Raw genomic sequence first — 10,663 nt, 5'->3', positions numbered from 1 at the left:
GGCGGGCGGCGAGACGGACCCAATGCCAACAAAAGGGGGCATATTGCCCTTGGTTCGGCTCGGTCGGCGGCTGTCGGGCACGGTACGGATTGGCGGGTCCGGCGGCGGGTAAGCGAGCGCGGCTCACGCTTGCTTACGCGACCTTGCCAGGAGGGGATCATGAGCAGCAGTCCCGCCGATCGCAGCTCGGCCGACACCATCGTCCTGATCCACGGCCTGTGGATGACGCCGCGTAGCTGGGAGCAGTGGGTCGACCACTACTCCCGCGCGGGCTTCCGGGTGCTCGCGCCCGCCTGGCCAGGGATGGACGGGGAGGTCGAGCAACTTCGGCGGGATCCGTCGCCGATCGCGAAACTCAACGTCACCCGAATCGTCGACCACTACGACCGGATCATCCGGGACCTGGATCGGCCGCCGATCATCATGGGGCACTCCTTCGGCGGGGCGTTCACCCAGATGCTGGCCGACCGCGGCCTCGGTGCCGCCGCGGTGGCGATCGACTCGGCCCCGGTCAAGGGGGTGTTGCGGGTGCCGCTCTCCAGCCTGCGGGTGGCGTTGCCGATCCTGCGCAGTTTCGCCAACCGGCGCAGGGCGGTGCCGCTGACCCCGGAGCAGTTCCACTACGCCTTCACCAACACGATGAGCCGGGAGGAGTCCGATCGGATCTACGGGCGCTACCACGTGCCCGCCGCCGGGGGAGTGCTCTGGGAGAGCGCGTTGGCCAACCTGAACCCGCGGTCCGCGATCCGGGTCAACTTCGCCAACAGCGACCGGGCGCCGCTGCTGTTCGTCGCCGGCGGCGCCGACCACGTCGTGCCGGTGTCACAGAACAAGCAGAACGCCGGCCGCTACCGCCGGTCCCGGGCGATCACCGGTTACCACGAGCTTCCCGGCCGGACCCACTTCACGCTCGGGCAGCCGGGTTGGCAGGCGGTGGCCGACTACGCGCTCGAATGGGCGGTCGAGGCCACCGCGCCACACAAGCCGGAGTACCACCGGCAGCCGGCACCGGTGGCCGGCCGGTAGCCGGCGACCAACACCTGGCGGTGCGCGTCCCGACGTTCGTCGGGGCGCGCACTGGCGTCCAACCACACTCGTACGTGGTGAGACATGTCACGAACGCGGGTGTCGGATCGGTCGATGCGCTCCTAGCCTCGGTGCACGCCGCGCCCCACCGCCCGGCGTCTTCCCATCAGGAGGGCGTCCCATGAGGTTCCTCGCACGCACCGTCACCGCCGCCGCCGCGGCCCTGTCACTGCTCGTCCCCGGTGCCGCCCCCGCCCGGGCCGCCGCCACCCCGTACACGAAGACGCCGGTCGCCGGCTCGCTCGGCACGTACCAGGTGTCCGGGGTGTACGTCGCCGGCGTCTCGTCCGGCGGCTACCTGGCGACCCAGTTGCAGGTCGCCTACTCCAGCCGGATCAAGGGCGCGGCGGTTTTCGCCGCCGGGCCGTACTACTGCGCCCAGAACAACGTCAGCCAGGCCCTGTACGGATGCGCCGACAACAGCCTGCCGACGTACCTGGGGAACCTTCAGACGTACACCCGCACCTGGGCCGCCTATGGCTGGGTCGACCCGGTCAGTCGGCTGTCGGGTCAACCGGTGTACGTCTACCACGGCAACAACGACACGGCGATCAAGAAGTCGGTCACCGACGACCTGGTCCGTTACTACCAGCACTTCGGCGCCAGCGTGCAGTACGACAGCGGCTCGTCCGCCGGCCACGCCTGGGTGACGCCGTACGGCACGGGTGCCTGCACCGCGACCGTGTCGCCGTTCCTCAACGACTGCGGTACGGACCCGCAGAACGCCTTCCTGCGCAAACTGCTCGGTTCGGTCAGCGCGCCGAACACCGGCCCGCTGGGCGGCACCCTGACCAGCTTCAACCAGAACACGTTCGCGGTGAACGGGGTCGCGGCCGGTCTGAGCATGGGTGGCACCGGGTTCGCGTACGTGCCGTCGACCTGCGCGTCCGGGCAGTCCTGCAAGCTGCTGGTCGCGCTGCACGGCTGCCAGCAGGGCTACAACACCGTCGGTACGGCCTTCGTGGACCGGGCCAACCTCAACCAGTACGCCGACACCAACCGGCTGATAGTGCTCTATCCGCAGGCCACCGCCTCGGCGGTGAACCCGAACGGGTGCTGGGACTGGTGGGGCTACCTGGGCAGCACCGCGTACCCGATCAAGGGCGGACCGCAGTTGGAGACCGTGATGAACATGGTGCGCCGGCTCGGCGGCTGAGGCTCCGGGCGGTCGACAGCGGACCGGGGGCACGGTCGGACAGGCCGCGCCCCCTGGTCCTTGATTGATCGACAATTCCCGGTCAACCGCAGTTCAACCGGGACGCCTACCGTCCCGGCCATGACAGCTACCGCTCGACGGCTCGGGCTAGGCCTCGGTATCGGCGCGTTGACGCTCGCCGTACTCGGCGCGCCCACCGCCGCGGCCAACCTCATCGGGGCCGACCGCACCGAGGTCAACCTCACCGGGCAGGGTGGGCCGGCGAAGCCGTTCCGCCAGGCCACTCTCACCAACTTCGCCGCACTGCCGGCCCTGTCCTTCGTTCCCGCCAGCGAGCCGTCCGGGTCGCTGCTCGGCACCGCCCCGGTCAACGGGGTCGTCGCGCCCTTCGCCGACCAGCCGGTGCAGGGCTTCAGCGGCGTGCAGCGCAACGCCGACGGCACCTTCGACGTGCTCACCGACAACGGCTTCGGCAACAAGGCCAACAGCGCCGACTTCGTCCTGCGGATCCAGCGGGTCGCGCCGAGCTTCGACACCGGGTCGGTCGACGTGCTCGGCGGCCTGAACCTGACCGACCCGAACGGGCTGGTGCCGTTCCCGCTGACCCGTCCGGACCGGGTGCTCACCGGTTCCGACTTCGACATCGAGTCGATGGTCAAGACCAAGGACGGCTCGTACTGGATCGGTGACGAGTTCGGCCCGTACCTGCTGCACTTCGACCGGGCCGGTCGGCTGGTGCAGGCACCGGTGCCGCTGCCCGGCGTACGGGCTCCGGAGAACCCGGCCGGCCAGCCGAACCTGGCCGGCAGCAAGGGCTTCGAGGGCATGGCGCTCTCCCCGGACGGTCGTTCGCTCTACCCGCTGCTGGAGGGCACCGTCGCCGGCGACCCGGCGGGCGCGTTGCGGCTGTACCGGTTCGACCTGGTCACCGGCCAGTACGCGGCGGACTGGTGGACCTACCAGCTCGACTCGCCGAGCAACGCGATCGGTGACGCGATCAGCGTCGACAACAACCGGATGCTGATCATCGAGCGGGACAACGGCGAGGGTGCCGCCGCCCTCTCCAAGAAGATCTACCTGATCGACCGGCGGGACCGGGACCGGGACGGCAAGGTCGACAAGACCCTGGTCGCCGACCTGCTCAACATCAACAACCCGCACAACATCGGCGGCTTCGGGCCGGTGTTCCGGTTCCCGTTCACCACCATCGAGGGCCTGGTCATCCTGGACGACCGGACGCTCGGCGTACTCAACGACAACAACTTCCCGTCGTCGAACGGGCGTACCCCGGGCCAGCCGGACAACAACGAGTTCATCACCATCCGGCTGAGCGCGAACCTCGACGCGGACAAGCGCGTACTGCCGTAACCCGGTAGCCCGACTACCAACCAGGGGTGCCCCGGTCCGCGAGCAGCGGACCGGGGCACCTTTTCGTCGGCGGCCGGGCGGACCCGGACCGGCGGTGGTCGTACCGGAAGGTTCTAGCCGAGCAGGGTGACCTTGCCGTTGTCGAGGTCGTAGCGGGCCCCGACGATGCCGAGGGCGCCCGCGTGGACCTTTTCCCGGACGATCTCGCTCTGGTCGAGCAGGTTCTGCACCTGGGCGAGCACGTTCGCCTGTACGGCGGCCTCGACCACGTCGCCGGGGCCGCCGACCAGCGGCTCGATGATCGGACGCAGGGCCTCGACGATGGTGCCGATGTGGCCGGGGGCCTCGCCACCGTGCTCGATCGCGTCGATGGTGGCGGAGATGGCGCCGCACCGCTCGTGGCCGAGGACCACGATCAGCGGCACCCCGAACTCCTCGATTGCGAACTCGATGCTGCCGAGCAGCAGGTCGTCCACGATGTTGCCGGCGACCCGGTTGTCGAACAGGTCACCGAGGCCCTGGTCGAACAGGACCTCCGGGGCGACCCGGGAGTCGGCGCAGCCCAGCGTGATCGCGAACGGGTGCTGTCCGGCGGCCAACTCGTGCAGGTCCCGCAGGGACTGGTGCGGGTGCCGGGAGTTGCCCTTGTAGAAGCGCTTGTTGCCGGCGACGAGCCGGCTGAGAGCGGTGGTGGGGGTGGGTGCGGGCGGCTCGGCCTGGTGGGCCGAGGCCGGGGCGGCGAGCCCGAGCACGCCGGCCGCGCCGGCGGCGGTGAGGCCACCGGCGGCGAGCAGCGAGCGACGGGACACGATCTGCTGAGACAAGGGGTGTCTCCTCGTGATGGGTGTGAACGGGGAAGAGGATGGGCCCGCCGGCCAGGGATGTTCGCCGTGGTCCGGCGAGGACCCCGCAGATATTGCGCCCCCCGGTCCACCTCGCGAAACCCTGATTTCGTACGGTCCGACAGGTTGATCGAGGCGACCTGCGCAAAGACCGCCAGTCAGAAACAAGACAGTGATCTCGACAACGGCCGGGGCCTGGCCAGGGCCTACGCTCCGTTGTCAGACCAGTCCAGCGAGTTTGTAGAGGACCACCTGCCGGCCATCGCCGCTTCGGTTGTCGTTCACCCGGAACGTGCTTCCCGGCGCACGCGGGCCATCGGCGGGATACCGGTGCGAGCATGGCGGGTCTCGGGCATCGGTTACCCTCGGCGAGATCTCACCCCGGTTCGGCGTGGGCATCGACGGCGTCACCGGTTCGGTGACGGACGGGGCGGCGCGTGCGAATGACTTTCCTCCCGAGGCTCCCCCGGCGGCGCACGGAACGCGGTTCGACCGGCATCGGGGCCGTCGCCGGACTCATCGTGCTGCTGTCGCTGGCGGTGGTCGCCGGATCAGCCCCGGTCCAGCCGGGACGGCCCCGGCCGCAGGTCGACCCGGTCTCCGGCGTACAGCGGTTCTGTCCCGAGGTGGGACCCTGCGCCGAGTTGGGCGGGTGGGGCGGTGCCGGGGACGGTCGTGAGCCGGAGCCGGAGCCGGAGCCGGAGCCGAGCCCGGACCGGTCGCCGACACCGTCCGGCGGAACTCCCTTCGGCGTACTCCAGCTCAACCTCTGCAACAGCGGCTTTGCCGGTTGCTACGCGGCGCTGAACAACGGCCGGGCGGTCGGTGAGGCGTACGCGGCGATCACGGCGCTGCGCCCGCAGGTGGTGACCCTCAACGAGATCTGCCGCGACGACGTGGCGACCGCCCTGCACCCGGCGATGGTCCGCAACTTCCCGGCCGACCGGGTCTTCTGGGCGTTCCAACCGGCCGGGGACCTGCCCGACGGCTCGCGACCCTACCGGTGCCGCAACGGCGACGCGTACGGCATCGGGATCCTCGGCCGGGTGCCCGCCGCCGACCGGGGTGCCGTGTCGGTGTTCAACGGGCTCTACCCGGACCAGGGCGGCTACCCGGACGAGCTGCGGGTGTGGCTGTGCGTGGCGGCGGCCGGCACCTACTACGCCTGTACGACGCACCTGACGTACCTGTCGTCGTCGATCGCGATGCGACAGTGCCGGCGGCTGCTGGACGTCGAGATACCCGCGATCCGGGCAACGGTCGGGTCGACCGCCCCGGTGGTCGTCGGCGGCGACTTCAACCTGTCCGCCGGTGGCTCCCCGGACGTGCGGGACTGTGTTCCCACCGGCTACCACCGCACCGGCGACGGCGGCGTCCAACAGCTGCTGGCCAGCACCGGTCTCGGCGTCGCGGACCCGCGCCGCCACCCGATGCGGTACACCGACCACCCCGGCTGGTTCGTCGGCTTCCACCGCTGACCACCCGCCGGCCCGGCCCCACCGGACCGGGTGACACCTACGGCGCCTCGATGCCGCCGTCCGGGCGGCGGACCCGCGCCGACCAGCGTTCGTGCAGGTGGGTGACTGGCGGGTAGTTCGCGGCGAGCCGCTCGTCCAACTCGATTCCCCAACCGGGTGCGTCGTTCGGGTAGAGGTAACCGTTGCGGGCCACCAGCGTGCCGGGGAAGACCTCGCGGGCGGCCTCGTTGTACTCGTGGCCCTCCTGGATACCGAACGCGGGCGTGGTGACGTCGAGGGCCACGTTCGCCGCCGCACCGATCGGGGAGACGTCGGCCGGCGCGTGCCAGGCGGTCTTCACCCCGGTCAGCTCGCAGAGCGCCACCAGCTTGCGGGTCGGGGTCAGCCCGCCGACCGCGGTGATGTGCAGCCGGAGCAGGTCCACCCCGCCGCCGAGGACCAGCCGGGCGGCGTCCGCGACCGAGCTGACCTGCTCGCCGACCGCGATCGGCACCGGCGACTCGGCGCGGATCTGCGGCAGCCGGTCGTACTCCTCCGGCGCGATCACGTCCTCCAGGAAGAACAACCGGTACGGTTCCAGCGCGCGGGCCAGCAGCACCACCTGCTTCGGCGTGAGCCGGCTGTGTACGTCGTGCAGCAGCTCCACCTCCTCGCCCAACTCGGTACGGGCGGCGGCGAACAGCGCCGGGGTGGTCCGCAGGTACTGCTGCACGTCCCACCCGTCCGGGTACGGCTGCCCCGGGTAGCCGCCGCCCACCCCGGCGGCGCCGTACGCGCCCAGGCCCGGCTGACCGACCTGGAGCCGGATGTGCCGGTAGCCGGCCGCCATGAGCTCCCGCGCCTGGTCCAGGGTCTCGGTCACGGTCGACCCGCCCGCGTGGCTGTAACACTGGGCGGCGGTGCGGACCCGCCCGCCGAGCAGTTCGTAGACCGGCATCCCGGCCCGCTTGCCGGCGATGTCCCACAGCGCCAGGTCCACCCCAGCCAGCGCGTTGTTGGTCACCGGCCCGTTACGCCAGTACGACGAGAAGTGGACCATCCGGAAGATGTCCTCGATGTCGGCCGGGTGCCGACCGATCAGCATCGGCGCCACGTGCTGCTCGATGGTCGCGACCACGGCGGCGAACCGCTGGGTGAAGGTGGCGCAGCCGAGCCCGTACAGGCCGGGTTCGTTGGTGTCGATCCGGACCACCACCAGCGGCGGCCCCTCGGGCGCGGTGACGATCGCCCGTACCCGGGTGATCCGCACGCCGTCCCGGGCCGGCCAGGGCGCCTGGGTCTCGGGCAGTACGGGCAGTTCGGCCTCGGTCATCGGTCCTCTTCGGCTCGTGCGGGCACGCCGATCAGCCGGCGGCGCGGGGGTGGTGGGGGCGGGGGTGGCGGGAGCCGGCTCAGGACAGGAGTGCCGGATCGGCCACGTACCGGTGTTCCGGTTCGAAGCCCAGCACGTCCCGGGCGGCCCGGGTGTCGATCGCCGAGGACCGGCCGGGCAGCGCCGCCCGCCGGGGCACGTCGGGGTGGTACCGGTCGAGCAGTTCGGCGGTCGGGAACGGGGCGAGGATGTCGTCGGCGGCGACGAAGAGCACGTGCGCTCCCGGACCGGGCCGGGTGAGCCCGAGCCAGCAGGCCCGCGCGGCGTCGCGTACGTCGAGGTAGCTCCACAGATCCCCGGCGCCGGAGCCCGGGTCCCGCGCGAACTCGGCGGACCGGTGGGCCAACCGGTCGTCGTGCTGTCCGACGAACGGCAGCCGGAGCGCGACGACGCTGCCCCCGTGCCGGCGGGCCATCATCTCGGCGGTCGCCTCGTCGGCCTGCTTGCCGAGCGCGTACGGGTCGGTCACCTGCAACGGCAGCCGCTCGTCGACCGGCACGTACGCCGGATGCAGGTCCACGTCGGCCCACGGCAGGCCGGTCACCGAGAAGCTGGACGCGATCACCGCCCGGCGTACGCCGGCCCTGCCGGCCTCCTCCAGCACGGCGAAGGTCGCCCGGGTGTTGCGGGTGAACACCGCCTGGGCGGTGTCCAGGTGCGGTGCCGGGATCGCCGCCAGGTGCACCACGGCGTCCACGCCGTCCAGCGCGGAGCGGACGATCTCGGGGTCACCGGCGTCACCGACCACGATCCGGCTCGCCGGCAGGTCGTCGGCGGCCGCCAGGACGAGTGCGGTCGCCGACACGCCCCGGTCGGCGAGGTCGGCCAGGACGGCCCGGCCGATCAGCCCGGCGGCGCCGGTCACCAGGACCCGTTGCGGAACTGCGCTGGTCACGTCTGTGGTGCCTCTCATCCTGCGGCGAATCGGTCCCGGCTCCACGATGGACCCGGCGGGTGGGGACGAACACGGGTCATCCCGGTTGCCCCGGTTGCAAGCCGAGCGACTCGCACGCCTCGCGGTACATCCGGACCACCTCCCGGCGGACCTCGGCCCGCTCGGTCAGCCGGTGCCCGAACGGGACCCGGACCGGCACGGTGATGCCGTCGACGGCGGCGTCGAACTCGATGCCGTCGGCGTCCAGGCCGCTCATCCGGGCCCCGGTCGCGTCCGGCTGGCCACCGAGCGTACGGCAGATGAGCAGCGAGTCGTCGGCGTGGTCGTCGTTCATGTGGCGACCGATCGCGGCGACCACGTCCGGGGTGAACACGTCCGTGTCGCTCATGCCGCCACCTCTCCGGCCCGGCCCGTCGCCCGCCCGAGTTCGGAGAGTACGGCGATGTTGCACCGGTAGGCGACCCGGACCTCGTCGACGACCGCCACCCGTTGGCCCTCGTCCAGCGGCAGCGCGTCCAGGCGTTCCCGGTACGCCTGTTTGTAGGCGCGCGGGTCGGGGATCCCGGCGAACCGGTAGAACGTCGCGCCGGGGCCGTCACCGAGGCGGTAGGTGCGGCTCAGCGCCCGGCCGATGGCCAGCCCGCCGGAGAGGTCGCCCAGGTAGCGGGTGTAGTGGTGGGCGACGAACCCGGCCGGCCAGGACGCGCCGACCGTACGGATCCGGGCCGCGTACGCCAGGGTGGTCGGGTTGGTCGGTAGGTGGTCGGCCCAGTCCGGCCCGGCGAGGAACTCCAGGTCGGCGTCGAGCGCGGGCAGCCGGGTCAGCCGGTCGTCGACGAACCGCCCCACCACCGGGTGGTCGCGCAGTTCGTCGGCGACGGTCTCCAACGCCCGGTAGATGGCGTGGTGCTGGGCCACCAGGGTGGCGTAGTCGGCGCGGTCGAGGTCACCCGCGATCAGCGCCGAGACGTACCTCTCGGACTCGGCCGCCTGATGCTCGGACCAGGTCGCCTGACGGAGCCGGACGGAGAACGGGTCGCCGGTCGTACTCATCGGGGCTACCTCCCTGTACGGGGGCCAGCGGTGGGTGCACCCACGGTATTGGTCAGGGTACGCGCGGCGGGCTGAGTCGCCGGACGGCGAGTTCGGCGAGCAGGGCGGCCCCGTCGGCGAGCACGCTGTCGTCGAAGGCGGCCCGTGGCGAGTGGTTGCTCGGTGCCGTCTTCGGGTCGCCAACGCAGGCGCCGAGGAAGAGGTACGCCCCCGGTACCAGGTCCAGGACGCGGGAGAAGTCCTCGGAGCCGGTCATCGGTTCGACCAGGTCCGCGAACCGGTCCGGGCCGAACACGTCGCGTACGGTCGCCGCGACGAACTCGTGCTCGGTGGCGTCGTTGACCGTCGCCGGGTACTCCTGCTCGAACCGGACCTCGGCCCGCATCCCGTGCGCGGCGGCGATGTGCTCGCACAGCTCGATCGCGTACGCGCCGGCCTGTGCGTTCGTCTCCGAGGAGAAGCTCCGTACGGTCGCCTCGAAGTTCGCGTCGTCCGGGATGATGTTGCGCCGGGTGCCGGCCTGGAACACGCCGACGGTCAGCACCACCGGGTCGAACACGTCGAACCGGCGGGTGACCATGGTCTGCAACGCGGTGACCATCTCGGCGGCGACCGGGATCGGGTCGAGTGTGCGGTGCGGGGTGGAGCCGTGCCCGCCGGCCCCGACAACCCGGACGAACAGCCCGGCGGAGGCGGCCATCAGCGAGCCGGGCCGGGACGAGAAGACACCCCGGTCGAGGGTGCCGGAGAGCACGTGCAGCCCGTACGCGGCGACGACCGGGCGGCCGGCGGCGGTAAGCACCCCCTCGGAGATCATGTGGCTGGCGCCGTCGAAGCCCTCCTCGCCGGGCTGGAACATGAACACCACGTCCCCGGCGAGTTCGTCGCGGCGGGCGCTGAGCAGTCGCGCGGCGCCGACCAGCCCGGCGGTGTGCAGGTCGTGGCCGCAGGCGTGCATGACGCCGTCGTGCCGGGAGGCGTAGGCCAGGCCGGAGATGCCCTCGGCGACGGGCAGGGCGTCCATGTCCCCCCGGAGCAGCACCGCCGGGCCGGGACGGCCGCCGCGCAGCACGGCGGTGATCGAGGTGAGGTCGGTGCCGGTGCTGATCTCCAGTGGCAGCGGGGCGAGCGCGGCGAGCACCCGTTCCTGGGTCCGTGGCAGGTGCAGGCCGATCTCCGGGATCTGGTGCAGCTCCCGGCGGAGCGCGGCCAACTCGTCCTGGATTGTCGCGGCGTCCTGGCGCAGGCCCATCTTCTCCCCATTTCCGCCGCCGGTGGGCACCGGTCGCGGTGCGCCGGTGCCGGGCAGCTCACCGGTCGAATCCTAACGACCCCGGGGCGGGCGGCGCCGGTACCGGATGTGGATCTTTCCGTCGGGGCGGGTCGGTCGTGGCTCGTCCGGACCGCGGCCGG

At 71.8% G+C, this 10,663-nt stretch carries 10 protein-coding genes; 4 read left to right on the top strand and 6 right to left on the bottom strand.

Annotated features, from left to right (window positions below):
- Window positions 1-159: 159 nt before the first annotated feature.
- From OG792_RS17255 to OG792_RS17245, 3 genes are all read left to right on the top strand, one after another.
- Entirely contained in the window at window positions 160-1,026 is an 867-nt protein-coding gene (locus OG792_RS17255) for an alpha/beta hydrolase (RefSeq protein WP_329110799.1), read from the top strand.
- A 181-nt stretch (window positions 1,027-1,207) separates the two neighbouring features.
- On the top strand, window positions 1,208-2,242 hold the full coding sequence (locus OG792_RS17250; RefSeq protein ID WP_329110798.1) for an extracellular catalytic domain type 2 short-chain-length polyhydroxyalkanoate depolymerase: 1,035 nt from the start codon (window positions 1,208-1,210) through the stop codon (window positions 2,240-2,242).
- Window positions 2,243-2,362: 120 nt separating this feature from the next.
- Window positions 2,363-3,610 carry an esterase-like activity of phytase family protein gene (locus OG792_RS17245; protein WP_329110796.1) on the top strand — a complete coding sequence of 416 codons (1,248 nt, stop codon included), beginning with the start codon at window positions 2,363-2,365 and terminating at the stop codon, window positions 3,608-3,610.
- A 113-nt stretch (window positions 3,611-3,723) separates the two neighbouring features.
- On the opposite strand, the gene OG792_RS17240 is transcribed toward OG792_RS17245, so the two are convergent.
- Window positions 3,724-4,434, bottom strand: a complete 711-nt coding sequence (locus OG792_RS17240; protein WP_329110794.1) for a carbonic anhydrase — start codon at window positions 4,432-4,434, stop codon at window positions 3,724-3,726.
- Between the two features lie 461 nt (window positions 4,435-4,895).
- On the opposite strand from OG792_RS17240, the gene OG792_RS17235 reads away from it, so the two are divergent.
- The gene (locus tag OG792_RS17235; RefSeq protein ID WP_329111305.1) at window positions 4,896-5,930 is read left to right on the top strand and encodes an endonuclease/exonuclease/phosphatase family protein; all 1,035 of its coding nucleotides are present in this window, start codon (window positions 4,896-4,898) and stop codon (window positions 5,928-5,930) included.
- Between the two features lie 37 nt (window positions 5,931-5,967).
- On the opposite strand, the gene OG792_RS17230 is transcribed toward OG792_RS17235, so the two are convergent.
- The 5 genes from OG792_RS17230 to OG792_RS17210 form a co-directional block, all read right to left on the bottom strand.
- Complete coding sequence (locus tag OG792_RS17230; RefSeq protein WP_329110793.1) at window positions 5,968-7,242, bottom strand: enolase C-terminal domain-like protein; 1,275 nt, start codon at window positions 7,240-7,242, stop codon at window positions 5,968-5,970.
- Between the two features lie 79 nt (window positions 7,243-7,321).
- Window positions 7,322-8,197: an NAD-dependent epimerase/dehydratase family protein gene (locus tag OG792_RS17225; RefSeq protein ID WP_329110792.1), complete on the bottom strand. Its 876-nt coding sequence runs from the start codon at window positions 8,195-8,197 to the stop codon at window positions 7,322-7,324.
- 76 nt (window positions 8,198-8,273) lie between these two features.
- Window positions 8,274-8,585, bottom strand: a complete 312-nt coding sequence (locus tag OG792_RS17220; protein WP_329110791.1) for a DUF2470 domain-containing protein — start codon at window positions 8,583-8,585, stop codon at window positions 8,274-8,276.
- On the bottom strand, window positions 8,582-9,250 hold the full coding sequence (locus tag OG792_RS17215) for a biliverdin-producing heme oxygenase (protein WP_329110789.1): 669 nt from the start codon (window positions 9,248-9,250) through the stop codon (window positions 8,582-8,584). The genes OG792_RS17220 and OG792_RS17215 overlap by 4 nt, the downstream gene beginning before the upstream one ends.
- Before the next feature lie 52 nt (window positions 9,251-9,302).
- On the bottom strand, window positions 9,303-10,502 hold the full coding sequence (locus OG792_RS17210; RefSeq protein WP_329110788.1) for a M20 metallopeptidase family protein: 1,200 nt from the start codon (window positions 10,500-10,502) through the stop codon (window positions 9,303-9,305).
- Between the last annotated feature and the right edge of the window lie 161 nt (window positions 10,503-10,663).

Source organism: Micromonospora sp. NBC_01699, from assembly GCF_036250065.1.
Classification (GTDB): domain Bacteria; phylum Actinomycetota; class Actinomycetes; order Mycobacteriales; family Micromonosporaceae; genus Micromonospora_G.
The sequence above is the reverse complement of the archived record's forward strand: the minus strand, read 5'-3'. Positions and strand labels throughout refer to the sequence as shown.

What these genes read in the sequence shown, in the direction of transcription:
- OG792_RS17235 (WP_329111305.1), top strand. Translation starts at nt 4,896, where the DNA reads ATGACTTTCCTCCCGAGGCTCCCCCGGCGGCGCACGGAACGCGGTTCG.
- OG792_RS17210 (WP_329110788.1), bottom strand. Translation starts at nt 10,502, where the DNA reads ATGGGCCTGCGCCAGGACGCCGCGACAATCCAGGACGAGTTGGCCGCG.
- OG792_RS17250 (WP_329110798.1), top strand. Translation starts at nt 1,208, where the DNA reads ATGAGGTTCCTCGCACGCACCGTCACCGCCGCCGCCGCGGCCCTGTCA.
- OG792_RS17220 (WP_329110791.1), bottom strand. Translation starts at nt 8,585, where the DNA reads ATGAGCGACACGGACGTGTTCACCCCGGACGTGGTCGCCGCGATCGGT.
- OG792_RS17255 (WP_329110799.1), top strand. Translation starts at nt 160, where the DNA reads ATGAGCAGCAGTCCCGCCGATCGCAGCTCGGCCGACACCATCGTCCTG.
- OG792_RS17230 (WP_329110793.1), bottom strand. Translation starts at nt 7,242, where the DNA reads ATGACCGAGGCCGAACTGCCCGTACTGCCCGAGACCCAGGCGCCCTGG.
- OG792_RS17245 (WP_329110796.1), top strand. Translation starts at nt 2,363, where the DNA reads ATGACAGCTACCGCTCGACGGCTCGGGCTAGGCCTCGGTATCGGCGCG.
- OG792_RS17215 (WP_329110789.1), bottom strand. Translation starts at nt 9,250, where the DNA reads ATGAGTACGACCGGCGACCCGTTCTCCGTCCGGCTCCGTCAGGCGACC.